The organism is Acrocarpospora sp. B8E8 (assembly GCF_039871605.1).
Classification (GTDB): Bacteria; Actinomycetota; Actinomycetes; order Streptosporangiales; family Streptosporangiaceae; genus Acrocarpospora; species Acrocarpospora macrocephala.
This window is the reverse complement of sequence record NZ_JBDPLV010000006.1, coordinates 110,336-134,854: the sequence shown is the minus strand read 5'-3', so window position 1 is coordinate 134,854 and position 24,519 is coordinate 110,336. Positions and strand designations below refer to the sequence as shown.

Here is a 24,519-nt window from a genome sequence, read left to right as displayed (position 1 = left end):
GAGCACTCCGTGACACCAGGGATCAGCCGAACAACGAGTTCCCGTCGCCGCGCTTGATGCGCTTCTGCGTCAGCACGATCAGGTTGACCACGGCGATGACCGCGATCGCCCACAGCGCCACGGCGGCCACGAACCAGCCCGCCAGCCACGACAGCACCCCGAGCGCGGCGCTCACCACCAGCCCGAAGACCGCCAGCGCGATCCGCAGGTTGAGCGGCGTGTCCGGCCGCTCCATGGTCGGCGAGACCTCCCACCAGAACCGATCACGAATGCGATGCGGCCTGCTCATACCCATCACCCCCAGGTGAAACGTTGTACGCCAGCAGCCGGTACCCACCCTCCGTTCCCTGCCAGCTGGTGATCGACCCGTTGTCCGCGAGCCCCTCCGCCGCGATGGCCAGCACCTCCTCGTCGCTCAGCCCTTCCAGGATCTGCCGCAGGAACAGCACCACCGCGTCATGCGCCACGATCAGCACCCGCCGGTGACCGTCGGCTTCGATCTCCGCGACCACCTCACGCAACCGCTCCGCCACATCCCGGAACGACTCCCCGTCCGGCGGCCGGTACCCCAGCGGATCCCGCTCCTCCGCCACGATCTCGGCCGGAAACCGCTCCCGCACCCAGCGCGGATGCCGATGCCGCAGCCGCCCCCGATCCCGATCACGAAGCCGCTCGTCGACCCGATGGCACGGCCGCTCCCGTCCCGCCGAGGCCAGCTCCCTTTCGATCCCCTGCCAGGTCTGCTCGGCCCGCAGATACGGCGAACACCACACCATGTCCGGCGTGTCGCTCGGCTCAAGCTCCGCCAGCCATCTCCCGACCGAACCCGCCTGCCGCCACCCCAGATCGGTCAGCTCGATCGCCATGTCATCGTCGGGAATCACCGCCGAGGAGGCCGCCGACGTCTCGACCGCGAGGTAGGCGACATTCGACGTGCTCTGCCCATGCCGTACGACATGCACCAGGTGCACATCCCCAGCTCGTTCACCATGCGGACAGCTCATCAAGACCTCCCCACCGGTAGAACGCCCAAAGCCCGATAACCCATACCTACGGTTCGAGGCAGCCGGGAATGGAGTCCGATGATCCGGTCGGCCGCTGTGTCTTACCGGCCGGATCGTAAATCTTCACCCACTTCACCGAGGAGAACTGCTTAAGTGTGGGAACGATCTCGTCGGCGATGGTGAACGTGGATCCGCCGCTACTGCACCCACCGGTGAGATAGACCCGCGCGACCTTGTTCTTGATGGTCACCTTGCTGAACCCCGTCGCCTTGGAGTCCACGAAATGCAGCCCCACCCGCTCGCCCTGCGTCGGCCCCGCGAACAACCGCTGCAACGCCCCCGCAGCCGGCCCCTGCGTCGGCACCGGCCGCACCACTCCCTTGGTGTACGGCTTGCGCCCCACATTGAAGTTCGCGCTGTTCAGGAAATAGCTCTTCACGTTCACGGTCCGATACGGCGTGGTGAGCTCGATGACCACCCGGCTCGGATTCTTCAACGTGTACAACCGGAACGGCGTCTTCTTGGCCACCCCGACCCCGAACGACAACACCGCCTCAAAGTCCCCCGTGTTGACGACCTGGATGATCCCCGGCAGCGCGTAAGTCCGCCGCGCGGCACCATATGAGAGGTTCCCGTCGTCTCCGTGCCCCTTCGCCCCGCCGAACCGCACCAGCAGCCGCGCGCTCCCGACGACCGGCACCGGCAGCCCCGACCCGTCGGCCACGAGCGCCGTCACGTACCGCGCGCTGCGCTCGGCTGGAAGCGCTCCCTTGAACTCGAACACCAGCCGATCCAGCCCCGGATGATGCGCGGCCCGGATCGCGACCAGTAACGGCGTCGCCGCCCGCGCACTGGCCGGAACGGCCAGCCCGCCGCTCACGACGGCACCCACCACGACCCCGGCGACAAAGGCGCGTAAGGAGAGCATGCACATCCCGTCCGATCGTCTGAACTCCCATCGTGACGGGACCCAACCTAATGTCAACCGGCCCGAAAAATCCTGGTGAGCCCGTACGCCAGCGTCGTTAGAGTGAACCAATGACCACCCAGGGATCCGAGATCGGCGACGATGTCCTCGATCGTTTCCTCGTGCGCGGCCGACTGATCACCATGCCCGCCAAACAGTCCATCCGCCGCGCCGTGCTCGACCGGATCGCGGGCTCCTTCCAGCCTGGCGTCCGTTACCCGGAGACCGAGGTCAACGAGGTCCTGCGCGCGTTCTACGACGACTACGCCGCGCTTCGCCGCTACCTGATCGACGGCGATTTCCTCAGCCGCGAGAACAGCGTCTACTGGCGTTCCGGCGGCACCGTCTCCTGACGCCCTGGTGACCGCGTGCTCGACGGCATTCCGCCTGACCGTGGTGGCCAGCCGGGTGTGTATCAGCGCCTGATGCAGACGGTCGATCGGCCCGTCCGCCAGCACGTTGAGCGCGAGAGTAGCGGCGTAGATCCCCGACTCAGGGTCGAGGCTGTAGACCGGCAGCCGCATCCCGGCCACCACCGACGCGCACTCGACCTGCTCGGCGACATCCTCGCGGACAGGGCCGATCGAGCTGTCCGGCGACCTGTGACCGGGAATCAGCCGCCGAGGACGCGGGCGAGTGCGTGCAGGGTCTCCGGATCCGTGCCGGGCGGCGGGGAGACGCGGATTACGGGCTCGCGCAGGTCCAGGGGCGCTCTGGTTACGGGGGCGCCGCCCACCAGCAGACCCGCCCGGGCCGCCCGCGACCTGGCATCGTCGGCGGACCCTCCCGGCGGCGGTCTGAGGGTGACGATGGCGGAGGGCTCGTCGAGCGGCTCGACCACGCGCCAGCCCCCGGCGCCGTCGAGGATGCGCCGCGCCGTACCTCCGAGGCCCGCCAGGTGGGCGTGGACGGCGGCGGGACCGAGCGACCGGTGCTCCTGTACGGCGACGCCGAGGCCGACCCGGGCCGCGATCGCCCCCTCGGAGCCCTCGTATCGGATCGCCCCGGCCACCGGCGCCGGACTACCGGCGCGCCCGCCGGGCGCCCGGCGGCCGTCCGTCCAGACATGCCCGCCGAGCGTCGGCGCGGCGGCGTCCATCTCCGCCGTGAGGCCGGGCACGATCAGGAAGCCGGCCCCGCGCGGCCCGGCGAGCCATTTGCGGGAGGTCCCCACATACGCGGTCGCGTCGACGCCGGCGACGTCTACCTGGCCGAGAGACTGGCAGACGTCCAGTACCAGCGGGACCCCGGCGGCGCGGCACAGCGCCCCGATCTCCGCGGCCGGCTGGACGACCCCACGGTGGGAGGCGATGTGGACCACGCTGACCAGGTCCAGTCCCGCGGCCAGCCTGGACCGGAGGCCGTCCAGGTCGAGGCGGGAGTCGTCGTCCACGGGCAGCTCGACGAGCGTCCATCCACGCTCGTCGGCCAGGCGGCGCAGCAGCATCAGCGTGCTGCCGTACTCGGTGCGAGCGAAGCCGACGCGGCTGCCCGGCGGCAGGCGCCACCCGCCGAGCAGCGCCGCCATCGCCGCCGTCCCGCTCTCCACGAAGGCCACGTCGGCGGGACCGGCGTCGGCCAGAGCGGCCAGCGCCGACCTGGCGGCGCCGAGATCCGGCTCAGCCGCGTAGCCGCCGCGCGACCGCTCCAGCCGCAGGTGCTCGAAGACGGCGTCCAGCACCCGGTCGCTGGGCACGTTGCAGCCCGCGGCGTCCAGATGCCCCGGCGGCACGACGGACCGCGCCGCCCGCCAGGTCCCGGCAACGTCCCGCGCCGCCCGCAGCCTCTCGGCGATCGCGTCTAGGCCGGAGCCGGACCGAGCCCGTCCCTCGGCGATCGCACTTCGGTCAGTGGTCACGCCTCGGCCAGGAGCAGGGCGAAGTCGCCGGACGGGTCGGTGTGCCAGTGGCGCACCGTGAAGCCCGCCGCGGCCAGCTCGCTCCGCAAGCCCTCCGGGCGGAACTTGGCGCTGATCTCGGTACGCATCTCCTCCCCTTCCGCGAACTCCACGGCCAGCCCGAGCCCGCCGACCCGCACCCGCATGGCCCTGGACGCCCGCAACCGCATCTCGATCCAGCCGTTGCGCTCGTCGTACAGCGCGACGTGCTCGAAGGCGTCCGGCTCGAAGTCGGCGTCCAGCTCCCGGTTGATCACGTGCAGCACGTTGCGGTTGAAGGCGGCCGTCACCCCGGCCGCGTCGTCGTAGGCGGCCACCAGCCGCCTCCGGTCCTTCACCAGGTCGGCCCCCAGCAGGAACGTGTCCCCGGGGCGGAGGGTGTCGCGCAGCTCCTTCATGAACACCGCCCGCGCGTCCGGATCGAGGTTGCCGATGGTGCCGCCCAGGAAGGCCACCATCCGCCGGCCCGTCCGCGGCAGCAGGCTGAGATGCCGCTCGAAGTCGGCGCACACGGCCCGTACGGCCAGACCCGGATAGCGGCCGGCCACCCGTTGCGCGGCGGCCGCGAGCGTGACCACGTCCACGTCCACCGGCGTGTAGCCGCGCAGCGTCCCTGCCGCGGTGAGGGCGTCGAGCAACAGGACGGTCTTCTCGCTGGTCCCCGACCCCAGCTCCACCAGCGTATCCGCGCCGCTGGCCGCCGCGAGCCCCGCAGCCCGCGTCCGCAGGATGGCCAGCTCGCGCCGTGTCGGGTAGTACTCGGGCAGTCGCGTGATCTGGGAGAACAGGTCGCTGCCCACCTCGTCGTAGAACCACTTCGGCGGCAGCCACTTGGGGGTCGAGGTCAAGCCGGTCGTGACGTCGTGTTCGAGCGCCAGGCGCAGGTAGTCACGGTCAAGATGGTTGATCAGACGCACGGTCGACTGGCTGACGGGCACAGGGGCCTCCTGAGCAGAAAGGTCACAACGGCTGGATGTGTACGCCCTCGGGAGAGGAGAGCAGCAGGCTCCGCTCCGGCACGGCCTGCCAGCCGGACAGGTCGTGGAGCGGCTCGCTCGCCACGAGCACGCCGTCCTGGGATCGCCGGTAGAAGAGGGTGTCGCCCCAGACGGTCGCGGCGAGCGAGACGCTGTCGCAGGCGAGCAGGTTCAGGCGGGCGCCGGGATCCTTGGCCCCGGCGTGGGCGACGACCTCGGCCAGGGCCTCGCCGAGCGCGAGCCCGGCGCGCAGCCGCTGGAACGCGGCGGCGGCGAGCCAGGCGGAGTCGCAGGCGCTCTCGGCGCCGTCGGCGAGATCCCGGACCGCGTCCCGCGCGACCCGGCCGTTGTGGCTGAGCAGCCACGGCCCGTCGGTGAACGGCGGGGTGGCGCTCTCCTCGATGGGCATGCCGGTGGTGGCGCACCGGACAGCCGCCAGCAGGCAGCCAGAGCGGGCGACCTGCGCGAGCGCGGGCAGGTTGGCGTCAGCCCAGATCGGTATCGAGCGGCGGTAGCGGACGGGGCCGTCGAGTGAGGGGTCATACCAGCCCATGCCGAAGCCGTCGGCGTTTACGGTGCCGTGCCGCTGCCGCCGGGGCGCGTACGACTGTTTGAGCAGGCCGTACTCGGGATCCTGGATCAGGGCGGTGAGGGGACGGGGTGCGCCGAGCCAGGCGGCGTGGCGGCACATCTAGCGCCGCTCCGCGGTCCGGGCGCAGCGGAATCCGGTGAAGATCTGCCGGCGGATCGGATAGTCCCAATTCCTGAACGTGGTGCGGACCGCCGCCGGGTCGGCCGCCCAGGAGCCGCCGCGCAGGACGCGGTAGCCCTGGCCGAAGAACACCTCGCTGTACTCCGGGTACGGGAAGCTGCGGAAGCCGGGATAGCCGTCGAACCAGGTGTCGGTCCACTCCCACACGTCCCCGACCATCTGCTCGGCCCCGTACGGGCCGGCCCCGGCCGGGTAGGCGCCGAGCGGCGCGGGCCTGGCCGCCCGGTGGCCCAGGTTGGCGAGGTCGGGGGTGGGGTCGTGGTCGCCCCACGGGTACTTGCGGGCTCGCCCTGCCGCGGCGTCCCAGCCGCAGGCCTTCTCCCACTCGGCCTCGGTGGGCAGCCGCTTGCCTGCCCACCGGGCGTAGGCGTCGGCTTCGTACCAGGACACGTGCTGGACGGGTTCGTCCATCGGCACGGGCCCGGTGCGGCCGAACCGGCTGCGCCACCAGGTGCCCCCGTCCTTGGCCCAGAACAGCGGGGCGAAGACGCCGGTCTGCTGCCGCCACTGCCAGCCCTCGGGCGTCCACCAGCGCGGGTCGTGGTAGCCGCCGTCCTCGATGAACGCGGCGTAGGCGGCGTTGCCCACGGGGAGCCGGTCGATCCAGTAGGCGGGCAGGTCGACCCGGTGGGCGGGGCGCTCGTTGTCGTAGGCCCAGGCCAGCGTGTCGGTGCCCATCAGGAAGGGGCCCGCGGGGACGCACACCTCCTCGGGGCCCGCCGGGCGGCCCGGCGGCAGGTCGCCGTCGCGCACCATGCCGGGCTGCTTCGACAGCTGGAGCGTGGCGAGCATCGTCTCGTCGTGCTGGTGCTCGTGCTGGATCGCCAGGCCGAACACGAAGCCGTCGCGGCGCAGCGGGCTGGGATCCTCCAGGTCGACGGCGTCCAGGACGTCGAGCACGCGGCCGCGTACGCCCTCGATGTACTGGCGGGCCTCGGCCGGAGGCAGGAACGGCAGGGAGGGACGGTCCTTGCGCGGCGTCTTGAAGGCGTCGTAGATGTCGTCGATCTCGGGCCGGAGCGGCGTGATGCCCCCGGCCTCCCGCAGCACCCACAGCTCCTCGTAGTTGCCGACGTGCGCGAGGTCCCACACCAGCGGCGACATCAGCGGCGAGTGCTGGCGTACCAGCAGGTCGTCGTCCGCCTCCGTGTAGGCCAGCGACCGGCCGCGCACGGCGAGCAACTCGGCGGCGATGCGTTCCTTCAAGTCGTTCATGCGTGTCCCTCTTCGGTCAGCCAGGCCGACAGGCGCCGCCCCGGTCCTCTCACCAGATCCATCAGGTCGGCCGCGGGGGAGCGGCCAGGCGTCACGTGCCGGTCGGCGAAGGCGGCCACCTCGCCGACCAGCGCGGGGGGCGCGCCCAGGCAGGGCAGCGCCTCGATCGCCGCGCGGAAGCAGGCGTCGGCGGCGCGGGCCAGCCGCGGGTCCGCCAGCCCGCACCGGGCGGCCTGCCGCCACAGCTCCCCGTACGGCTCCGCGGCGGCCAGCGCGGCGTCGGCGGCCCGGTCGTCGGTGATGAGGGCGCAGGTCACGGCCACGCACACCGGCCAGCTCGCCGGATGCTGTGCGTCGAGGTAGCGGATCTCCAGCCAGCCCCGCGGCCGCACCGGCGGGAACACCGTCGTGGCGTGGTAGGCCAGGTCCGCCACGGTGGGCGGGCGCTCGCCGGCCGCCAGCCAGTCGCGGAAGGTCGAGCCGTCGCGGATTGGGCGGCAGCGCTCCTCGTCCTCCCGCACCAGCATGAGCCGGGCGTCGAGCAGGTAGTCCGCCCAGTCGGCCGCCGGGTCACCGGACGCGCGGACGGGAGCCGTCCTGGTGGGGTCGAGGTGCTCCCAGACGGCCTGGCGGCCGGACGTCCAGCCGCACGGGCGGCCGCCGCTGAGCGGGGAGTTGGCGAAGGCCGCGGTCAGGACGGGGCCCAGCAGGTGCGCCCGCTCCCACCGCGCCTCCGGCCGCTCCCCCAGGTCGAGGTTGACCTGGATGGACGCCGTCGAGCACATCATCAGCCGCCCGTACCGGCCGCCGAAGAACTCCGCCATCGCGTCGTACCTGGGCAGGCGCAGCTGCCGCCGGGCGGGCCGTAACGGATCCAGTCCCACGCCCGCCAGCGCCAGGCCCGCGTCCGCCAGGGCGCGGCGGGCGACGGCCACGTCGGTGGCCAGGCCGTCGATCGCGCCGGGCAGCGCGCCCGCGGGTCCGGAGAGCTCCAGCTGGCCGCCCGGCTCGAAGGTCACCTGGCTCCCGCCGGGCAGTGGCGGCAGCGCCCGCGCGATCTCGTCGAGCGGGACGTGCCGGGTGGCCTGCGCACGGTCGTAGACCAGGAATTCCAGCTCGACGCCCACCCGGTTCTCATCGGTGGCGCGGAAGCACCGGCGGGCGAAGTCCGCCACGTCCGAGGCGTCCTTGAGCGGCGTGCCCTCGGCGGTCAGCCCGATCATCGTCTCCCCCTCGCATGGCGCATGGCGCATGGGTCTATAGACCCGCGAGCCACGCGAGCGTTACAGGGGACTTCAGTCAGGAACGGCGGCGACCTCTGAAGGCGGACATCAGTCGCTCACGCGCGCCGGACGGCAGCTTCTCCGGAGGCTGGTCGCCGAGGGCCCGGATGGTCGTGCGGAACTGGTCGAGGTAGTTTCCGCAGTCACCGCAGCAGGCCAGATGGGCCTCGGCCGCGGCGCGGGAGGAGTCGTCGAGGGCGTCGTCGAGGTAGGCGGTGATGAGTTCCGCCAGCTCGTCGCACGTGAACCGCTTCACGACGGTGACCGCCTTTACCCTCGGTGGCATAACCGTTTCGCCTATTCTGACTGCTTGACCGACTGGAAGTAGTCCTCCAGCCGCCCACGGACCGCCGCCCTGCCGCGGTGCAGCAGGACTCGCTGGTTGGCGGCGGAGATCTCCAGGATCTCGCAGACCTCTTCGGAGGTACATCCCTCCACGTCACGCAGTGTGATCACGATCCGCTGCCGTGGCGGCAGCCCGGCCAGGGCCGCACCGATCAGGCCGCGAACCTCCGCGGCGAGCGCCTGGTTCTCCGGCGTCGGCCAGGCCGCAGGTGACTCCTTCCAGCTTCCCGGCCGGGCGGCGTCCTCACCGTGGAACCGCGAGGGGCCGACGGTAGGGCTGGCGTCCCTTTCCAAGGCGCTCCACGGCAGTGTACGGCTCTCGCGCACGCTCCGCTTCTTGGCCGTGTTGACGAGGATGCGGTAGACCCACGTCTTGACCGACGAGCGGCCCTCGAAGCCGTCGATCGCCCCGATCACCGCCAGCCAGGTGTCCTGCACCACCTCTTCCGCCGAGTCGTCGGTGGAGACGTACGACCTGGCCACCCGCAGCATCCCTCGCGACCAGGTGTCCAGCAGTGTCGCGAACATCGCCTCATCGCCCGCCCGCAGGGCCGAGACGACGACATCGTCCGGGGGCAGCATGCCGCCCACGAGAGACCCCACGATCGCTTCCTCCCGGTCGAGCGTTGGGGACATCATCACATCCGGCCGTCCACCGCTTCCACCGGAGTCGTTCTTGGTCACACTCATTACATCTTGCCGGATCCGCGGGCGGCCCGCGCGCTGGGTTCCGTGCCCCGTGCCACCGTGGGTGAAACCGGCCGCCCCGGCCCGGCCTCTTACTGATTCGCCGGCCGGGAGGTGCTCTCCCGGACCGTGAGGGTGGTGGCCAGTTCGAGACCGACCTGCGGCGTCACCTCACCTCGCCCCAGGGCGCGCGCCAGTTCGGTCGCCGCAGCGGCCATCTCGGTGAGCGGCTGATGGACGCTGGTCAGCGGGGGATCAACGAAGGCGGCGACAGGCAGGTCGTCGAAGCCGACCACGCTCAGGTCTGCCGGGATCCGCAATGCCGTCCAGCCTAGCGCGGCAGCACAGGATCCGGTCCGGGCCTGCGATCATCGCGATGCGGCGGTGTCCCAGTTCAAGCAGGTGGCGGGTGGCCGACCTGCCGCCCGCCCAATTGGTTGCGCCGACAAAAGGGACCCCGTCCGGCAGTTCAATGGTGGAATCGAAGACCACGAACGGGTTTCGCTGTTCCTCCTATGTCCTGAAGAAACTGGCGCAGATCGCCTCAGATGCGTTGGGCATCACCGATGGCATCAATTACCCGAATGTGTCAAGGATTCCATCCAGACGGTCGATTTTCAGGGTTCCTGGACGTTCCAGATATCTGACCGATCGCGGGTCGGGTGTCCTCATCGGCGGCGCGGTACCCCGATTTCCCGGCAGGTCAGTCGGCCTCCGCCGCCCGGTGAGCGCCTCACCTCATTTACTGTTCGGCGAGGTCTGCTCACCATCTCCCGGTAGTAATCTGCCGGGCTACTGTGATGTTTGGTGGGTTTAGGGAAGCTTCGGGGTGGTTATTCCGGTCGCGGTAGCATCCGGCGCGTGTGCCGAGGGCTGACTGTTGTTCTTGTTTGTTCTTGTTGTGGTGATTGCCGCTGTGCTGGTGCCGGGGGTTTCGGCTGGGGCCGTCGCTGGGCCGGGGAATCCGGGTGGCGGGGCTTATGTGCCGGCGGAGGCGCGGGCGGTGAACACCTCGCGGCCGGATCGGATGGTGGGGAATGGCAGTCCGGGCAGTTGCACGTCGAGGGCGGTCGTCGCGGCTGTCGCCAAGGGCGGGGTGATCAGGTTCAACTGCGGGCCCCGGCCGGTGACGATCAAGATGACGGCGACGGCCAAGGTGCGGAACACCAGCGCGCGGGTGGTGCTGGATCAATTTGTCGCCCTACACAAAGGCAAACGCCTGGGCGAGATGATCAAATTGGCCGCAGCGGAGACCGGGGAAGCGGATCGGAGCCTGCTGCCAGGCGTACGGCCTCAAACCGCAGGCGGCGGGCCGCGCGGGAGGGGCGGTCAGGCGGGCGGGTTGGTGCGGGAGAGGCGGTCGGCTAGGCGGATCGGTTCGGGGAGGCGGTAGGCCGGGGTTGTGCGGAGGACGTGGGCGCAGGCGTTGTCGAGGCTGATGCGGTGGCCTTGGGAGACGTAGACGGGTTTGACGTGGTCGCGGGTGCGGAGGGCGCGGCCGACCGTGTCGTGGTCGAGGGTGATCGGGGTCCAGCTGCCGCGGGTGGGGGCGGGGTCGGCGTGGGTGCCGACGAAGGCGGTCTTGGCGACGCCGATCGTGGGGAGGCCGGTGAGGACGCCCAGGTGGCAGGCCAGGCCGAAGCGGCGGGGGTGGGCCAGGCCGTAGCCGTCGCAGATCAGCAGGTCGGGGGTGATGGTGAGGCGGTCGAGGGCGGTCAGCAGGGGCGGGAGTTCGCGGAACGCAAACAGTCCCGGTATGTACGGAAATTTCGCTTTTTCGCGGGATGTTGCTTGGTCCACGATCCGCAGGGTGTTGTCGAGGACGACGACGGCGCCGGTTACCTCGTCGCTGTCAGGGGCGTACCCGACGTCCAGACCGGCGATGAAGTCGACGGTGGGCGGGCCGGGGTCGGTGAGATCCACGAGCGGGCGCAGCTGTTCCTGCACGGCCTCCGCTTCGGTGGCCGTGGTCGGCCAAGGGTTCGCGCGGCGTGAAAGCCAAGCACCTTCGAGAGCCTTCAAAGCCATGATTTTGTCCGTTATGTGGTGATATTTTGTGGGCGCTGGCTGCCTGTCATGTGCAGTCCATCTTGGAGTATGTGCGGGTTCACCGCCCCTGACCTCCTTTCACACGGGCCACACCAATATTTCGCTCGGAAACCGCTAGCGCGTAACCCAAGGTCGTCAGCCTTTCGCTGCTGCCTCGCCTTCCCTCCGGCGGGGAACCCTCCTGAAAGGCCGTACGATCGTGCTCAAGGCCTGGCCCGGCGTCGGCGTCATCCTGTTGATGGTGGCTGGAGTTCTCTCCTTCCAGGATGTCGCGGCAGCCGAGACCCGGATAGTCACCGTGCCCTACACGTGTGGCGGGAAGGCCGCGGAGCTCGACGTCACCCTGGAGGCGCCCAAGACGGCGCCGCCGGGGGCCACGGTCACCGTGGTGTGGTCGCTGGGCGGCGGGCTGGCCAACGCGGGAGACAAGACCGCCGCGCAGGGCACCGAAATCGGCTCGTACGGCAGGCTCCGGCTGAACGGCGCGATCCAGGGCGAACTCGCCCCGATGACGGGACGATCGCCCCTGCTGACGTCGGTGGATCCAGGGCAACCAATCGCCGTACCACCCATGACGGGACATATGACGATCCCGGGCGACCTCCCGGCGGGGTCGAGCGTGACGCTCATGCCGGGCGACTTCCAGCTCGAGGTCCCGGGCGCGGGCAAGACCACCTGTGTCACCGAGGTCACCGCGGGGACACAGCTCCTGGTCGCCGCCGCGACGAGCCCTTCGCCGTCCCCCTCGCCGAGCCCGTCCGCGACACCTAGCCCGAGCGCCACGCCGAGCTCGTCCGCGAGCCCCTCGCCGTCGGCCACGCCGAGCCCGACGCCGACGACCACGGTGACCGTGTCCATGACCGCCTCACCCTCGCCGCAGGTGCTGCTCACCCCGCTCGGCGGCGCCGCGACCGGCGCGGAAAGCTCCATCGGAGGGCGCGCCCTCCTCGGCCTCTTCTTGATCGTTTTTGGCAGCGCGGGCGCGGCACTCATCGGCCGCCTGATCTGGAGGCGAGCATGAACACCATCGACGAGCAGCCACACGAACCAGGCGAGCACGGACAAAGGGTTGAGCCGGGGATCGATCAGCGGTCGACCGGGTGGGACGAGCAGGGGAGCGATCCGCGGCCGGGCGGATGGTTCGCGCGGTTCAGGCGGAGCGCCACCGAGCCGGAGCCAGGGCTGCTGGGACCGGTGCGCCTGGTCCTGGTGCTGGGAACCGTGGCGGCGGTCGTCACCGCGCTGGTCGGGGTCGTGCTGGTGGCGTCGGAACCCAGTGACTCGGCGGTCCGGGAGTCCCTGGGAGTGGTGAATCCACCCGGACCCGCCGGAGTGCTGACCTTTCCGAACGAAGTGGGACCGGGCGGGCCGGGTGCCGTGCTCACCGCGGCCGTCGCCGACGCGCCGCCCCCGGAACCGGCCGGGCAGCCCGCCCAGCCGGTCGCGAAGGCGAACCCGACCAGGCTGGTCATCCCGGGGATCAAGGTGGACGCGCCGCTACGCGCGGTCGGGGTCACCGAACGGCGGGAGATCGAGGTGCCGCCGTTGTCGGCCCGCAATCTGGCCGGCTGGTTCAAATACGGCCCGACACCCGGCGAACAGGGGCCGGCCGTCATCGTGGGCCACGTCAACGTCCGGGGCGGCCCCGCGGTCTTCCAGCGGCTGCGCGAACTCGCGCGCGGGCACGTCGTCAAAATCGGGCGGGCGGACGGTTCGGTGGTCACATTCACCGTGGACGGCGTCGAGCAGGTCTCCAAAACGCGATTTCCGACCGAGCGCGTGTACGGCAACACCGCCCATCCCGCGCTTCGCCTCATCACCTGTGGCGGGGTGTACAACAGGAAAACGCACAGTTACACCGACAACCTCATTGTCTACGCCACGCTTACCTCAGCGACATCTACTTAACATTGCAAATTGATCGCGAGCAGGGTCTCCAGTAAATTAGTCATTTTGGGTGTGGTTTTTGATGATGAGGGTGCGGCATAAACGGCTTGCGACCCTGGGATTCGCGCAGATATGGCTCGGCGCGGCACTCGCCGTGGGCGCGCTCGCGGCGACTCCGCCGAACGCGGTGACCGCCCGGGACGTGACCGCGGGCACGCTGACGATCGGCTTGGCGGCCATCGCCGACGCGGACACGGAGCGGGTCCTGGTCGACGGCGGCGCGGAGTTGACGCCTGAGGGCGGGGTACGTTTCCACGCGGCGAGCGGCGCGTTCGATCCGGCCACCGGCGACGCCGAGGTGGACTACGAGGGATCCGTGCGGATCGTCGCCGGCACGCGCACGGTGGTGATCAGCCGTCCCCATCTGCGAATCGACGGCCCAGCCGCCGTAGTACGCGCCGAGCGCGTGACCACACCCGTGGACCCCAGCCCGACACCCCACGCGACCCCTCACTCGACACCGAGCCCATCACTCGCCGACCCGACTCCCAGCCCGTCCCCATCGCTGCTGGCCAGTCCTCCCGCCATCACCGATGTGGTACGCCTGGACATCGGCACCCCAAACCTCAGCGGATCGACCGTGGCCTGGACCGGCACAGCCGCGGCGGCCACCCCGTCACCAAGCGCTACCTCCACCTCTGGTTCGTCCGCGAAATCCGGCTCCACCCCAGGGCCCACGCCGAGTAGCACCGGCACACCTTCCGCGAGCCCAGACGCCAGTCCTTCGCCAAGCGGCCCGGCGGCCGCGCGGTTGTTCGCCCAGGACGCCCCCGCGTCGGCCTCCGTCCTGCTGACGCTCAGCCAGGTCGTCCAGCCGAACGCTCAGCTCCTGCTCACCGAGTCGGGCACCCCGTCACCGTCGCCCAGCGCTTCCACCAGCCCTTCCGGCAGCGCGAGCCCAAGCGCGTCGACCACCTCGTCACTGCGCCCCTGCCCGACAACCTCGGCGAGCGCCTCCGCCAGCGCCTCCGCCTCGGCCAGCACCTCCGCCAGCGCGTCGGCGTCCGCCAGCCCGTCGGCCAGCGCCTCAGCGAGCGCGTCGGCGAGCGCCTCACCGAGTGCCAGCGCGAGCGCTTCCGCCAGCTCGAGCCCGAGCGCCTCGGCCAGTTCGAGCCCGAGCACGAGCGCCAGCCCATCCCCCAGCGCCTCTCCCTGCGTGTCCCCCTCCCCGTCACGCTCGGCCTCCGCCTCCCCCTCCCGCTCCAGCAGCAACACCTCCACCCCCACCTCCTCGACCAGCCGTACCCCGAGATCGACGACCACCATTTCCGAAACGGTCACCGCCCCCGTCCCCGGCGGAGGCGACGACGAAGAGCTGCCCAAGACCGGCGACGGCTTCGTCGCCCCCCTGACCATGCTGGGCGCCTTCCTGGTCATGGGCGGCGCGTTCACCCTCCGGGCGGCCAGGCGCGGCGGCTACGTCACGGGCGAGCTCTGACCTTGGTCACCGGCCAGGCAGCCTTGCCGTACCAGCAAGACGACGACCTCTGGGAGCCGCCCTCGCGGCGGCTCGCCAGGGGAGCCGGCGAGCTCATGGTCACGCTCGGCGTGATCGCCCTGCTCTTCGCCGCCTACGCCGTGTACGGCAAAGCCTGGCGAATCGAAGCGGAACAGCACCTGATCGACGACCGCCTCAACCGGACCTGGGCGACCGCGAACGCGGGGGCGGCCCCGGCCCCAGGCCAGCCGCTGGCCCGCCTGCACATCCCGAAGCTGGACATGAGATGGGCCGTCGTCGAAGGGGTGACCCAAGCCGACCTGCGCAAAGGCCCCGGCCATTACCCGAATACCGCCCGCCCGGGCGAGATCGGCAACATGGCCGTGGCCGGCCATCGCATCCCCTCGGTCTTCTGGGACATCGACCGGCTCCGCGAAGGCGACACGATCATCGCCGAGACCAGGAACGCCTGGTTCATCTATAGCGTCACCGGCCACCAGGAGGTACTCCCCACCTCGGTCGAGGTCGTCGCCCCCACACCCGACCACCCAGGCGTCCCCCCCGAACGGGCGATGCTCACCCTGACCACCTGCAACCCGAAATTCCAGAACTGGCAACGCCTGGTGGTCTTCGCCGAACTCACCCGCTCCCAGGCGAAGTCGGCCGGACGGCCGCCCGAGCTGGAAAAGCGAAAGTGACCCACCAGCGCGGGGGGCAGGAAACGTGGCTGAGGAGAAGTCACCAGCGCGATGGGCAGGTGGAACCGGCCACCAGCGCGGAAGGCAGGAGAAGAAGTGATTTATCCCTGGATATGGGGCAAGCTGCCCGGCGGACGGTATGTCAAGACCGTGTGTGCGGTCCTGCTGGTCGCCGCCGCCGGGAGCTTGCTCTGGTATGTGGTCTTCCCGCTGGTCGACTTGCTGCTCGGCCTGGACGAGGTGACCGTCGAACCGTCAGCGGGCCAGCCGTAGGTAGAGCTCCTCGGTCAGGTCGGTAGCCCGGTCCCACGAGTAACGCCGGAGGGTGTCCTCGCGGCGGGCCAGCGCGGCGGCGCGTTCGCGGTCCCGCTCGGCGAGCACGTGCCCGAGCGCCTCCTTCAGCCCGGCCGGGTCGCCAGGACGGAAGATCCGTCCGCCGGGCCCCTCCGTGGCGATGATCTCGCGATGGCAGCCGAGACCGCTGGCGATCAGGGGAAGCCCGTGCGAGGCGGCCTCCAGCAGCGCCAGCGGCAGACCCTCCAGGTGCGAAGGCTGCACGTAGACGGCGGCGTGATGGTAGAGGGCGGCCAGGTCGTCGCCGTACACGTAGCCGAGCAGGTGGATGCGCGGGTCGCGGGCGGCGAGCTCGCGCAGGCCGGTGACGTAGTCGTCGGTGTACGCGGAACCACCGGCGACGGCGAGCTGAACATCGTCCGGCAGCTGGCTGAACGTGCGGAGCAGCAGGTCGACGGCCTTCTCCGGAACCAGACGGCCGACGAACAGCACGTAGCCACCAGGCCGCAAACCGCGGGCCAGCACGGGTTCCGGGCTGATGCCGTCCGGCGGGCGTTCGACACCGTTGGAGATGTAGGTCGCCGACTCTCCGTACTCGTCGGTGATCTCCCGGGACACGCCGATCACGGCATTGGGCACCCGCTGGCTCATCCAGCGTCCGGCCCGCAGGACCCGCTGCGCCAGCCCGCCCCACTTCGCCCGCAGGTCGTCCCAGCCGTGGATCGTCTGCACCACCCTCGATCCGGTCAGATAGCGCGGAACCGGCGCGAACAGGCCAGGCCCGAGGGCGTGGTAGTGCACGATGTCGTGGCGTCCCGCGGCGGCCAGGGTGGAGGTGAGGCTGTGGGTGAGGGCGTCCATGTGCTTGGTGCCCAGGGTGGGCAGGTGGCGCAGGCGGATGCCGTCGATCCGGTCGTGCCGGTCGTCTCGGTCGGGGGTGTAGTTGGTACGGCAGAACACGGTGACTTCGTGGCCGCGGGCCGCGAGCCGCCGGCCGAGCTGGGCGACATGGTGTTCAATCCCGCCGTAGGTGGCGGGCAGGCCGCGCTGGCCGATCATGGCGATGCGGAGCGCACGTCCCTGGCGCTCGGCAGTGGTCGTTGAGGTGGAGATCTTTACGGCACGCATGGACGCCCCTATAACAACGCAAATAACGCGCTTCTCGGGCTGGACGCTAAGGAATAGCCGTCCGGGCGAAAAGGGGTGGCGGGCGTATTCCCGCACTCTTAACCACCGGTTGGCCTCTTCGTCCCGCTCCCTGGCCGGACACCCATTCGTTTACCTGGAATTCATCCTCGGGCACGACCACGTTGGGGCTAAGCACACTGATTCATAAGGTAATCCGCCGGTATAAATATCTCACCAATCGGATATGCCAATATTTTTCATGACCTGGCGGGGGTCTGATGAAACCGTCCACGACAACCCCTCTTGTTGCCACCGGGCTCCTGCTCGCGTCGGTGCTTTTGCCTCAGCCCGCCATCGCGGCGGCCCCGGCCGTGGTGATGAGCGAGCCGGTCACGGGAGCCTCCGTGAAACCCGGCCCGATCGCGCTGCGCGGCACGGCCACCGACGACGTCGGCGTCACCGAGCTCTGGCTCGGCATCCAGGACCGATCCACCCTGCTGTGGTGGCGCCCGGACGGCACCTGGGGCGCGTTCGCCCGGATCCCGGTGACGATCACCCCAGGTACCTCCGCGACCTGGGCTTACGACTGGACGGCCCTGGCCGCGGGCGAGTACGGCGTGACCGTCTTCGCCAAGGACGCGGACGGCGCGATCACCTCCACCTGGCGCTCGTTCACGGTCGACAACGTCGCCCCCGACGCCGACTTCACCCAGCCGCCCATCAACGACGAGGTGTACGGCGTCCGCCCGCTCACCTTCACCGGCTGGGCCTCCGACGACCGGAAGATCGGCGATGTCGGCTTCGCGGTGAGCGACCGCACCACCGGCCAGTGGTACCAGCCGGACGGGACCTTCGGTGACTACCACCGCTACCCGACCCTGCTCACCTCGACCGGCGAGAAGACCGCCAACTGGCAGTTCACCTGGACGCCGCCGCGCGCCGGCCAGTTCTCGCTGCAGGTCGTGGTGCTGGACAAGGCGGGCAACCCCGACGCGTCCATCCCGTTCCGGCGGATCAACGTCGACAACACCCCGCCGGACACCGTGATCGCCGCCCCCGCCGAGATCGGCGCGAGCACACCGCTGAACACGCCGGTCACCATCAGCGGCAGCGCCACCGACGACTACGGCGTGACCGGCCTCTGGCTGGCCATCCAGGACCAGGCCACCCGCTCATGGCTGCGGCCGGACGGATCCTGGGGCGCCTTCGCCCGGGTGCAGATTCCGGTGGACCGCTCCGGCTCTCCGACCACCTCCTGGTCGTACGCGTTCCGCCCGCCCGCCTTGGGCGCTTTCGTGGTGCAGATCGCCGCGATCGACCGGGTCGGGCTGGTCGACCAGGACAAGCCGTACCGGCTGATCACCGCCGTGGCGCCCCCGAGCCCGAGCCCGTCGCCGAGGCCGACCCCGAGCCCGACGCCGACGAAGCGGCCGACTCCGAAGCCCACCCCGAAGCCCACCCAGACGTACAAACCCAAGCCGAAGTGCGATTGGGTCTTCCACCGATCGAGGTGGCAGTGGGTGTGCGCGTAACCCCTGATCCGGTCATCGTCCTGCACATCGCCGGAGCCGGGCGCAGCGGCAGCACCCTGTTCGGGAGCCTGCTCGGCCAGCTCGGCGACTGCTTCGACGTCGGCGAGCTCGGCTACCTGTGGGACCGCGGCCTGCGCCAGGACGGCAGGTGCGGCTGCGGCGCCCAGGTCAGGACCTGCCCGGTCTGGCGGCGGATCCTCCAGGAGGTCTTCGGCCCAGAGGGCCCCGGCGAGGAGGAGGTGGAGCGCCTGGCGCGCTTCCACCGCGCCACCTCCCGGGGCCGCGACGTGGCCTCCCTCTGGTTACGCGGCCGCCTTCAGGAGGAACCCTCCGAATACCGGGCGATCCTCGCCCGGCTCATCCGCGCCGCCGCGTCCGTCTCCGGCCGCCGCGTCGTCGTCGACTCCACCAAACCCGTCGCGTACGGCAGGCTCCTCGACGACCTCCCCGGCGTCCAGCTCCGCGTGATCCACCTCGTCCGCGACCCGAGAGCCGTGGCCTGGTCCTGGCTGCGCCGCAAGGCGGGCACCGGCGCCGACACCATGCGCACCCGCCCGGTGCTGACCACGGCGGCCATGTGGAATCTGGGCAACCTGGCGGCCATGGGCAGCTGGGCCGGCGAACCCGGCCGCTACCTGCTGGTCCGCTACGAGGACCTCATCCAGGACCCGGCCCGCTGGCTGCGCGCCGCCGCCGGGCTGGCCGGGATCACCGACCCCGACCTGCCGCTGATCGGCGAGTCGACGGTCAAGATGAGCCCCACCCACACCGTGGCCGGCAACGTCGGCCGCCACCATTCGGGCGAGATCGAGCTCCGCCTGGACACCGAATGGTCCCGCGCGCTGCCCCCGGCCAAGCGGGTGCTGGTGGAATGCGCCACTTATCCGCTCCGCGACCGCTACGGCTACGGGAGGACCCGGTGAACCGCGCGCTCGCCGCGATCGCGCTCGCCCTGCTGCTGGTGACGGCCTGCTCGGCGCCGCAGGAACCACCCCGCCCGGTGCCCACCGCGCCGGCCGACGCCGCGAGCAGCCCGTTCGGCCTCAAATGGGACGGCTACCAGCACCCGCCCGAATACGACGCCGACATCGGCGCGTACGCGGGCGGCGCGACGTTCCACGACATCGTCTGGTGCGCGGTCGAACCGGAGCAGGGCGCCAGGGAATGGTCGCTGGACGATCGCGTGGTCACCGGCCTGCTCGGGGTCCGCTACCACGTGATGCTCAGGATCAGGATCGGCACCTGCTGGGCCACCGGCGATCCCGCCGATCCGAAGCCGCGCGCCGCCGCATCCCGCCCACCCGCCGACATTTCCGCCTACCAGGCGTTCGTCGAGGATCTGGTCCGGCGCTATGCCGCCATGGGCGTGCACCAGTACGCGATCGAGAACGAGATCGACGCCGAGAACTTCTGGGCGGCCGACCCGGCCACCTACGGCCCGGTCGGCCGCGCGGGCGCGGAGGCCGTAAGGCGCGCGGATCCCACCGCGATCGTCGCCGACCCCGGCCTGTCCAGCTCCAGCTACGGCATCGCGGTGGCGCACGACTACGACCTCCGTACCCGCCCCGACGACGCGCTCCGGATCTACGCCGCCTACTACGCCAGGCGGGGCGCCGGACGGTTCCCCCCGGCCGCCGACACCCCCGCCCTGCGCGCCGCCTTCGACACCCCGGCCGGGCAGCGCGCCGTCGCCGCCCACCAGGCCGTGCGCGACCTCGACGAGAACGGCGTCTTCGACGTCTACCAGCTGCACTACTACGACCCGTGGGCGCTGCTGCCGGAGATCCTCGAGTACGTCAAACGCAACCTGCCCGCCACCACCACGGTGGAGGCCTGGGAGGTCGGCACCTTCTGGCCGGGCCCGGACTACGACGAGAACGCGCACGGCACGGAGACGGCCAAGCTGGTCGTCACCCTGCTGGCGGCCGGGGTGCGCAGGGTCGTCTACCTGCCGCTCTACTACCGCCCCGGCGCGATCGCCGCCAACGAGACCTGGCGCGGCCTGTACGGCGCCGACGACAGGCCACGCCCGGCCAAAACCGTGTTCGACCAGCTCAGGCAGCACACGGCCGCGGGCCAGTGGCAGCCGCTCGGCAAGCCGGGAGTGACCGGCGGCGCGGTCGACCTGGGCAGCCGCACCGTTTTCGTCGTCTGGAGCGCCGACGGCGCCGTGGTGCCGCTCGCGTTCGGCGAGCCGGTGGGCGCGGCCGAAGTCGTCGCCCTGCCCTCGGGGGAGCCCAGGATCTGGGGATCGGGACCGCTCCAAGTGGGCCCGGAACCGCTGCTCGTCACCCTGTCCACCCCGTTCAACCGCGCCAAGCGGTGGCTGGAGTCCCCATGAGTCACACCCTGGCCCGACCCGCACGCGAGGGCGCCGTCTGGATCGCCGCCTTCGCCGTGGCGGCGGTGCTGGCCGCCTACAGCGGGATCGCGTTCGCCCTGGACTCGCCGCGGGGGACCGTGGTCATCCCGGTCGCCGTCGCGCTCAGCCTCGCCCTCGGCGTCATCGCGCTGACCAGGTTCTTTGTCTTCGTCCTGATCGTGCTCGGGGTGCGGGCCAGCCTTGACGCCACCAAGCTGGCCGGATCCATCAGCCCGTCGGGCGGCGGCGAGACGGCGGCCAGCTGGCTCGACCCCTCCTCGATTCTGGGCGCGCTGTTCATCGTCGCCGGGCTGGCCTGGCTGGTCGCGCAGGGCCGCCGTGCCGAAGGCGCGCAGAGTGGCTCTGGCGAAGGCGCGCAGAGTGGCTCTGCCGAAGGCGCGCAGAGTGGCTCTGCCGAAGGCGCGCCCCGGCGGTTCCTGCCGGTGGCGGCCATGCTCTTCCTGGTGGCCTGCGTGCTGAGCATGGTGGGGTCGCTGTATTTCGGCACCAGCGCCGGGGAGGTGGTCCGGATCGGCGCCGTGCTCGTCATGATCTTCGTGGTGGAGCGGCTGGTCGCCCAGGATCCAGCCCGGATACCCCAGCTGATGATCGCCGTCTTCGCCGCCGCCGTGCTGCCGTCCCTGGTCACCGTCCAGCAGCTGCTGACCGGCGACGGTTTGGTGGAACTGAACGGCTCGCTCCGGCCGCACGGCACCTTCTGGCATCCCAACGCGCTCGGCATGTTCTGCCACGTGCTGATCGTCGCCGGGGTCGCGCTCTTCCCGCACGTCGGGAACCGCGCGAAGATCGGGATCGGCGCCGTGCTCGCGCTGACCGGGATCGCGCTGCTGGGCAGCGGCGCGCGCGGGGCCATGATCGCGGGACTGGCCGGTCTGGTGGTGGTCGGGCTGCTGCAGAACCGGCGGCTGCTGATCGGGCTCGGCGCGCTGGTGGTGGCGATCGTGATCGCGGTGCCCGCCGTGGTGGACCGGTTCGCCGACCTCGCCGAGACGCGGACCGAGGGCGGGCTCGAGGCCAACTCGCTGGTCTGGCGGTTCGACCACTGGAGCCAGGCGCTGGACCTGCTCGGGCTCAATCCGGTCACCGGCACCGGGCTCGGCACGACGCGGCTGCTCATCTACAAGGAAGTGCACAACGACTACCTGCGGGCCCTGGTGGAGAGCGGGCTGCTCGGCCTGGTCACCTACCTGGGGCTGCTGGCCGCGCTGGTGATCACCGCCTATCTCGCGCTGCGGAACACCGGTCCTGGCCGCGGTCTTGAGCGGGGGTGCGCGGTGGCGTTCGCCGGGTGCGTGGCCGCGCTGCTGGTCTCCGCGATCTCCGACAACGCGATGACGTCCGTCGTGGTCATGTGGTACTTCGCGGTGTTCGCCGGGATCGCCCTGCGCCTTGGCACCGTCGCCCCGCGGCTCGGAGCGGAGTCGGCCAGATGAAGATCCTGCATGTCAACAAGTTCCTGTACCGCCGGGGCGGGGCGGAGTCGTACATGCTGGATCTGGCCGAGCTGCAGGCCAGGCGGGGCGACCAGGTGGCGTTCTTCGGCATGTCCCATCCCGAGAACCTGCCCACCGGCTACGACCAGCATTTCCCGAAATATATAGACATGACGCCAGGGTCGCGGGGGCCGATCTCCCAGGTTCGCGGGGTCGGGCGCATGATGTGGTCGACCAGCGCGCGGCGGGGCATGGCCCGGCTGATCCAGGAGTTCCAGCCGGATGTCGCCCACCTGCACAACATCTACCACCAGCTCTCGCCCTCGGTGGTGGCCGCGCTCCGCGACGCCGGGGTGCCGATGGTCATGACGCTGCACGACTACAAGCTGGCCTGCCCGTCCTACTCCTTCCTCGACCACGGCCAGATCTGCACCGCCTGCGTGGACGGCGGCCTCGGCGAGCCCATCCGCCGCCGCTGCAAGGACAACTCGCTGGCCGCCAGCCTCGCCGTCGCCACCGAGACCTGGCTGCACCGCAGGCTCGGCGCGTACGACTCGGTCAACGTCTTCATCAGCCCCAGCAAGTTCCTGGCCGGCCAGCTGACCAGGGCCGGGATCTACCCCGACCGGCTCCAGGTGCTGGACAACTTCGGCGACCCCACCTCGATCCCGGCCAAAACCGAGCCGGGCGGGCCGCTCGTCTTCGTCGGGCGCCTGCACCAGGGGAAGGGCGTGGACACGGCGATCCGCGCGGTCGGCCTGCTCGGCGCGCAGGGCCGCCTGGTCATCGCCGGGGACGGTCCCGAACGGGCGGCGCTGGAAACCCTGGCCGAGCAGGTCGCCCCCGGCCGGGTCACCTTCCTCGGGCGGCTGCCCCGCGAGGAGGTGGTGGATCTGATGCGCTCGGCGACCGCGCTGGTGATGCCGTCGCGCTGGTACGAGAACCAGCCGATGACGATCCTGGAGGCGTTCTCCTGCGGGGTCCCGGTGATCGGCACTGCCATGGGCGGCATCCCCGAACTGGTCACCGACGGCGCGACCGGCCGCCTGATCGCCGCCGACGTGCCGATGGAACTGGCCTCCGCCGCGCTGGCCCTGATCCGCGACCCGATGGGCGCGCTCGCGATGGGCCAATCCGCGCGCGCCCTGGCCATCCGCAGGTTCGGGCCGGAAGGCCACACCAACCGCCTCCGCGAGTTCTACGCCGAGGCGGCCCGCATGACCAGGAAGGCGAAATGACCACCGATCAGGATCTCGGGCGACGGATCCGGCAGCGTTTCATCGGCCGTCCCGACTCGGTCAACACCAAGTTGCGCACCCGCCGCTTCCACCTGCTGCTCGAACGTTTCCCCGACCTGCCCGACATGGAGGTGATCGACCTCGGCGGTTCGGTACGGACCTGGACCCGGGCCCCCGCCCGACCGGCCCACGTGCACCTGCTCAACCTCGAACCGCCGGTGGACGAGGCGCCCGACTGGATCACCGTCCAGCTGGGCGACGCCTGCGACCTGCCGTCGAACGTGGCCAGCCGCCGGTTCGACCTGGTCTTCTCCAACTCGGTGATCGAGCACGTGGGCGGCCACGAGATGCGCCGCAGGTTCGCCGCCAGCGTGCACGGGCTGTCGGAGCGGCACTGGGTGCAGGCGCCGTACCAGTACTTCCCGCTGGAACCGCACTGGCTGTTCCCGATGTTCCAGTTCCTGCCGGTTCCCGTTCAGACCGCGGTCGCCGCCCGGTGGCCGCTGTCGTGGGGAGTGCGGCCGAGGACCCGGGCGGAGGCGCTGCCGAAGGTGCTGGAGATCGAGCTGATGACCGGCACCCTGATGCGTTATTACTTTCCCGGCTCCGAGCATCTCTCCGAGCGCCTCTTCGGCCTCCGGAAATCACTCATCGCCGTGCGCGATTAACTCGCCGGCTCGTGCGGAAGAACCTCGACGGCACCGGCGGGGTCCTTTTCCGTGCCCAGCATGTAGGCGAAAGTCCCGGCGGTCGCGAACGTGTGGCTGAATACGTCGCCGGGTTTCAGCGTGCCCGACGGCGGAGTGCCGTCGATCAGCCGTACGGTCACCTCGGCACCGGAGTCGTTCCGCCACGCGACCTCCTCGCCGACACCGGACACGAGCAACTTCGGCACCGCTCCGGTGCTGGTTATCCGCACCTCGTGGCCGAAGGCGGCGGCGGTGTTCGCGGGGTCGGGGGTCGGGGCGACCGTGGTCGTGGCGCCGGGCGCGGGCGTGGCGGAGCAGGCGGTCGCGACGGCGAGAGCCGTACCGATGACCCAGAGCTTTCTCATGGCATGGCAGTGTCCGCACCTCACATGCATGCAGGGCCGACGTGAAATGCCATAAGGGTAAACGGATGAGGAAGATAAACAACCAGCCCGTTGTCCCGAAATGTCGCCTGAAAGCGGGGTATTCGTTTCCCTTTCCGTCGTTCTGGGTTTGTTGGCGGCGGGCGGATCACTGGCAATA

General features: G+C 70.7%; 31 protein-coding genes. 12 read left to right on the top strand and 19 right to left on the bottom strand.

Features of this window, described 5'->3' with window-relative positions; translation table 11 throughout:
- Nucleotides 1-22: 22 nt before the first annotated feature.
- From ABGB08_RS08110 to ABGB08_RS08100, 3 genes are read right to left on the bottom strand one after another with little or no spacing between them, the layout of a single operon-like run.
- A complete protein-coding gene (locus tag ABGB08_RS08110; RefSeq protein ID WP_347587917.1) occupies nucleotides 23-289 on the bottom strand; it encodes a hypothetical protein in 267 nt (88 codons plus the stop codon).
- Nucleotides 264-1,004, bottom strand: a complete 741-nt coding sequence (locus ABGB08_RS08105; protein ID WP_347587915.1) for a histidine phosphatase family protein — start codon at nucleotides 1,002-1,004, stop codon at nucleotides 264-266. The genes ABGB08_RS08110 and ABGB08_RS08105 overlap by 26 nt, the downstream gene beginning before the upstream one ends.
- Nucleotides 1,005-1,050: 46 nt before the next feature.
- Nucleotides 1,051-1,932 (bottom strand): GerMN domain-containing protein, encoded by an 882-nt coding sequence (locus ABGB08_RS08100; RefSeq protein ID WP_347587913.1) that lies wholly within the window; start codon nucleotides 1,930-1,932, stop codon nucleotides 1,051-1,053.
- Nucleotides 1,933-2,042: 110 nt separating this feature from the next.
- Between ABGB08_RS08100 and ABGB08_RS08095 the strand changes: the two genes are divergently transcribed.
- Nucleotides 2,043-2,324, top strand: coding sequence for a DUF2087 domain-containing protein (locus tag ABGB08_RS08095; protein ID WP_347587911.1), 282 nt, complete (start codon nucleotides 2,043-2,045; stop codon nucleotides 2,322-2,324).
- A 260-nt stretch (nucleotides 2,325-2,584) separates the two neighbouring features.
- Here the strand turns inward: ABGB08_RS08095 and egtE are convergent, their stop codons facing one another.
- From egtE to ABGB08_RS08050, 9 genes are all read right to left on the bottom strand, one after another.
- Nucleotides 2,585-3,829 carry an ergothioneine biosynthesis PLP-dependent enzyme EgtE gene (gene egtE, locus ABGB08_RS08090; RefSeq protein ID WP_347587909.1) on the bottom strand — a complete coding sequence of 415 codons (1,245 nt, stop codon included), beginning with the start codon at nucleotides 3,827-3,829 and terminating at the stop codon, nucleotides 2,585-2,587.
- Nucleotides 3,826-4,779, bottom strand: coding sequence for an L-histidine N(alpha)-methyltransferase (gene egtD / locus ABGB08_RS08085; protein ID WP_347588088.1), 954 nt, complete (start codon nucleotides 4,777-4,779; stop codon nucleotides 3,826-3,828). Before egtD ends, egtE begins: the two co-directional genes overlap by 4 nt.
- A 49-nt stretch (nucleotides 4,780-4,828) precedes the next feature.
- On the bottom strand, nucleotides 4,829-5,536 hold the full coding sequence (egtC, locus tag ABGB08_RS08080) for an ergothioneine biosynthesis protein EgtC (protein ID WP_347587907.1): 708 nt from the start codon (nucleotides 5,534-5,536) through the stop codon (nucleotides 4,829-4,831).
- On the bottom strand, nucleotides 5,537-6,832 hold the full coding sequence (gene egtB, locus ABGB08_RS08075; protein WP_347587905.1) for an ergothioneine biosynthesis protein EgtB: 1,296 nt from the start codon (nucleotides 6,830-6,832) through the stop codon (nucleotides 5,537-5,539). It lies immediately after the preceding gene.
- A complete protein-coding gene (gene egtA, locus ABGB08_RS08070; RefSeq protein WP_347587903.1) occupies nucleotides 6,829-8,055 on the bottom strand; it encodes an ergothioneine biosynthesis glutamate--cysteine ligase EgtA in 1,227 nt (408 codons plus the stop codon). The genes egtB and egtA overlap by 4 nt, the downstream gene beginning before the upstream one ends.
- 76 nt (nucleotides 8,056-8,131) lie before the next feature.
- The gene (locus ABGB08_RS08065) at nucleotides 8,132-8,371 is read right to left on the bottom strand and encodes an anti-sigma factor (protein WP_347587901.1); all 240 of its coding nucleotides are present in this window, start codon (nucleotides 8,369-8,371) and stop codon (nucleotides 8,132-8,134) included.
- A 41-nt stretch (nucleotides 8,372-8,412) separates the two neighbouring features.
- Complete coding sequence (locus ABGB08_RS08060; protein WP_347587899.1) at nucleotides 8,413-9,063, bottom strand: sigma-70 family RNA polymerase sigma factor; 651 nt, start codon at nucleotides 9,061-9,063, stop codon at nucleotides 8,413-8,415.
- 176 nt (nucleotides 9,064-9,239) lie between these two features.
- The gene (locus tag ABGB08_RS08055) at nucleotides 9,240-9,467 is read right to left on the bottom strand and encodes a substrate-binding domain-containing protein (RefSeq protein WP_347587897.1); all 228 of its coding nucleotides are present in this window, start codon (nucleotides 9,465-9,467) and stop codon (nucleotides 9,240-9,242) included.
- Nucleotides 9,403-9,639, bottom strand: coding sequence for a hypothetical protein (locus tag ABGB08_RS08050; protein ID WP_347587895.1), 237 nt, complete (start codon nucleotides 9,637-9,639; stop codon nucleotides 9,403-9,405). The genes ABGB08_RS08055 and ABGB08_RS08050 overlap by 65 nt, the downstream gene beginning before the upstream one ends.
- Here ABGB08_RS08050 and ABGB08_RS08045 point away from each other — a divergent pair.
- On the top strand, nucleotides 9,557-9,964 hold the full coding sequence (locus ABGB08_RS08045) for a hypothetical protein (protein ID WP_347588101.1): 408 nt from the start codon (nucleotides 9,557-9,559) through the stop codon (nucleotides 9,962-9,964). The genes ABGB08_RS08050 and ABGB08_RS08045 overlap by 83 nt on opposite strands.
- A 161-nt stretch (nucleotides 9,965-10,125) precedes the next feature.
- Here the strand turns inward: ABGB08_RS08045 and ABGB08_RS08040 are convergent, their stop codons facing one another.
- Nucleotides 10,126-10,314 carry a hypothetical protein gene (locus ABGB08_RS08040; protein WP_347587893.1) on the bottom strand — a complete coding sequence of 63 codons (189 nt, stop codon included), beginning with the start codon at nucleotides 10,312-10,314 and terminating at the stop codon, nucleotides 10,126-10,128.
- A gap of 162 nt (nucleotides 10,315-10,476) precedes the next feature.
- Nucleotides 10,477-11,175 (bottom strand): deoxyribonuclease V, encoded by a 699-nt coding sequence (nfi, locus tag ABGB08_RS08035; protein WP_347587891.1) that lies wholly within the window; start codon nucleotides 11,173-11,175, stop codon nucleotides 10,477-10,479.
- Between the two features lie 220 nt (nucleotides 11,176-11,395).
- Between nfi and ABGB08_RS08030 the strand changes: the two genes are divergently transcribed.
- On the top strand, nucleotides 11,396-12,217 hold the full coding sequence (locus tag ABGB08_RS08030; RefSeq protein ID WP_347587889.1) for a hypothetical protein: 822 nt from the start codon (nucleotides 11,396-11,398) through the stop codon (nucleotides 12,215-12,217).
- Entirely contained in the window at nucleotides 12,214-13,104 is an 891-nt protein-coding gene (locus tag ABGB08_RS08025; RefSeq protein WP_347587887.1) for a class F sortase, read from the top strand. Before ABGB08_RS08030 ends, ABGB08_RS08025 begins: the two co-directional genes overlap by 4 nt.
- A 36-nt stretch (nucleotides 13,105-13,140) precedes the next feature.
- Here ABGB08_RS08025 and ABGB08_RS08020 read toward each other — a convergent pair whose 3' ends face one another.
- The 3 genes from ABGB08_RS08020 to ABGB08_RS08010 all read right to left on the bottom strand — a co-directional run bounded on the left by ABGB08_RS08020 (nucleotide 13,141) and on the right by ABGB08_RS08010 (nucleotide 14,424).
- Entirely contained in the window at nucleotides 13,141-13,428 is a 288-nt protein-coding gene (locus ABGB08_RS08020) for a hypothetical protein (protein WP_347587885.1), read from the bottom strand.
- 165 nt (nucleotides 13,429-13,593) lie between these two features.
- Complete coding sequence (locus ABGB08_RS08015) at nucleotides 13,594-13,833, bottom strand: hypothetical protein (RefSeq protein WP_347587883.1); 240 nt, start codon at nucleotides 13,831-13,833, stop codon at nucleotides 13,594-13,596.
- 132 nt (nucleotides 13,834-13,965) lie between these two features.
- The gene (locus ABGB08_RS08010; protein WP_347587881.1) at nucleotides 13,966-14,424 is read right to left on the bottom strand and encodes a hypothetical protein; all 459 of its coding nucleotides are present in this window, start codon (nucleotides 14,422-14,424) and stop codon (nucleotides 13,966-13,968) included.
- A gap of 180 nt (nucleotides 14,425-14,604) precedes the next feature.
- Between ABGB08_RS08010 and ABGB08_RS08005 the strand changes: the two genes are divergently transcribed.
- Together ABGB08_RS08005 and ABGB08_RS08000 are read left to right on the top strand one after the other, a co-directional pair.
- On the top strand, nucleotides 14,605-15,279 hold the full coding sequence (locus ABGB08_RS08005) for a class E sortase (RefSeq protein WP_347587879.1): 675 nt from the start codon (nucleotides 14,605-14,607) through the stop codon (nucleotides 15,277-15,279).
- Between the two features lie 96 nt (nucleotides 15,280-15,375).
- The gene (locus ABGB08_RS08000; RefSeq protein WP_155352381.1) at nucleotides 15,376-15,552 is read left to right on the top strand and encodes a hypothetical protein; all 177 of its coding nucleotides are present in this window, start codon (nucleotides 15,376-15,378) and stop codon (nucleotides 15,550-15,552) included.
- On the opposite strand, the gene ABGB08_RS07995 is transcribed toward ABGB08_RS08000, so the two are convergent.
- Entirely contained in the window at nucleotides 15,535-16,701 is a 1,167-nt protein-coding gene (locus tag ABGB08_RS07995; protein WP_347587876.1) for a glycosyltransferase family 4 protein, read from the bottom strand. The genes ABGB08_RS08000 and ABGB08_RS07995 overlap by 18 nt on opposite strands.
- A 332-nt stretch (nucleotides 16,702-17,033) precedes the next feature.
- On the opposite strand from ABGB08_RS07995, the gene ABGB08_RS07990 reads away from it, so the two are divergent.
- Genes ABGB08_RS07990 through ABGB08_RS07965 form a run of 6 tightly spaced genes read left to right on the top strand, consistent with a single transcriptional unit; the run spans nucleotide 17,034 to nucleotide 23,955 of the window.
- Nucleotides 17,034-18,233: an Ig-like domain-containing protein gene (locus tag ABGB08_RS07990; protein WP_347587874.1), complete on the top strand. Its 1,200-nt coding sequence runs from the start codon at nucleotides 17,034-17,036 to the stop codon at nucleotides 18,231-18,233.
- Nucleotides 18,224-19,156, top strand: coding sequence for a sulfotransferase (locus tag ABGB08_RS07985; RefSeq protein WP_347587872.1), 933 nt, complete (start codon nucleotides 18,224-18,226; stop codon nucleotides 19,154-19,156). The genes ABGB08_RS07990 and ABGB08_RS07985 overlap by 10 nt, the downstream gene beginning before the upstream one ends.
- Nucleotides 19,153-20,574 (top strand): hypothetical protein, encoded by a 1,422-nt coding sequence (locus ABGB08_RS07980; RefSeq protein ID WP_347587870.1) that lies wholly within the window; start codon nucleotides 19,153-19,155, stop codon nucleotides 20,572-20,574. The genes ABGB08_RS07985 and ABGB08_RS07980 overlap by 4 nt, the downstream gene beginning before the upstream one ends.
- Nucleotides 20,571-22,049, top strand: a complete 1,479-nt coding sequence (locus ABGB08_RS07975) for an O-antigen ligase family protein (protein WP_347587868.1) — start codon at nucleotides 20,571-20,573, stop codon at nucleotides 22,047-22,049. The genes ABGB08_RS07980 and ABGB08_RS07975 overlap by 4 nt, the downstream gene beginning before the upstream one ends.
- Entirely contained in the window at nucleotides 22,046-23,287 is a 1,242-nt protein-coding gene (locus ABGB08_RS07970; RefSeq protein WP_347587866.1) for a glycosyltransferase, read from the top strand. Before ABGB08_RS07975 ends, ABGB08_RS07970 begins: the two co-directional genes overlap by 4 nt.
- Nucleotides 23,284-23,955: a class I SAM-dependent methyltransferase gene (locus ABGB08_RS07965; RefSeq protein WP_347587864.1), complete on the top strand. Its 672-nt coding sequence runs from the start codon at nucleotides 23,284-23,286 to the stop codon at nucleotides 23,953-23,955. Before ABGB08_RS07970 ends, ABGB08_RS07965 begins: the two co-directional genes overlap by 4 nt.
- On the opposite strand, the gene ABGB08_RS07960 is transcribed toward ABGB08_RS07965, so the two are convergent.
- Complete coding sequence (locus ABGB08_RS07960) at nucleotides 23,952-24,341, bottom strand: hypothetical protein (protein ID WP_347587862.1); 390 nt, start codon at nucleotides 24,339-24,341, stop codon at nucleotides 23,952-23,954. The two genes, ABGB08_RS07965 and ABGB08_RS07960, sit on opposite strands and share 4 nt — an antisense overlap.
- Between the last annotated feature and the right edge of the window lie 178 nt (nucleotides 24,342-24,519).

Bases quoted from the DNA above. Each gene is read 5' to 3' on its own strand.
- ABGB08_RS08110 (WP_347587917.1), bottom strand. From the start codon at position 289: ATGAGCAGGCCGCATCGCATTCGTGATCGGTTCTGGTGGGAGGTCTCG.
- ABGB08_RS08025 (WP_347587887.1), top strand. From the start codon at position 12,214: ATGAACACCATCGACGAGCAGCCACACGAACCAGGCGAGCACGGACAA.
- ABGB08_RS07975 (WP_347587868.1), top strand. From the start codon at position 20,571: ATGAGTCACACCCTGGCCCGACCCGCACGCGAGGGCGCCGTCTGGATC.
- ABGB08_RS08095 (WP_347587911.1), top strand. From the start codon at position 2,043: ATGACCACCCAGGGATCCGAGATCGGCGACGATGTCCTCGATCGTTTC.
- ABGB08_RS07995 (WP_347587876.1), bottom strand. From the start codon at position 16,701: ATGCGTGCCGTAAAGATCTCCACCTCAACGACCACTGCCGAGCGCCAG.
- egtC (WP_347587907.1), bottom strand. From the start codon at position 5,536: ATGTGCCGCCACGCCGCCTGGCTCGGCGCACCCCGTCCCCTCACCGCC.
- egtA (WP_347587903.1), bottom strand. From the start codon at position 8,055: ATGATCGGGCTGACCGCCGAGGGCACGCCGCTCAAGGACGCCTCGGAC.
- nfi (WP_347587891.1), bottom strand. From the start codon at position 11,175: ATGGCTTTGAAGGCTCTCGAAGGTGCTTGGCTTTCACGCCGCGCGAAC.
- ABGB08_RS07965 (WP_347587864.1), top strand. From the start codon at position 23,284: ATGACCACCGATCAGGATCTCGGGCGACGGATCCGGCAGCGTTTCATC.
- egtB (WP_347587905.1), bottom strand. From the start codon at position 6,832: ATGAACGACTTGAAGGAACGCATCGCCGCCGAGTTGCTCGCCGTGCGC.
- ABGB08_RS08100 (WP_347587913.1), bottom strand. From the start codon at position 1,932: ATGCTCTCCTTACGCGCCTTTGTCGCCGGGGTCGTGGTGGGTGCCGTC.
- ABGB08_RS07960 (WP_347587862.1), bottom strand. From the start codon at position 24,341: ATGAGAAAGCTCTGGGTCATCGGTACGGCTCTCGCCGTCGCGACCGCC.
- ABGB08_RS07970 (WP_347587866.1), top strand. From the start codon at position 22,046: ATGAAGATCCTGCATGTCAACAAGTTCCTGTACCGCCGGGGCGGGGCG.
- ABGB08_RS08105 (WP_347587915.1), bottom strand. From the start codon at position 1,004: ATGAGCTGTCCGCATGGTGAACGAGCTGGGGATGTGCACCTGGTGCAT.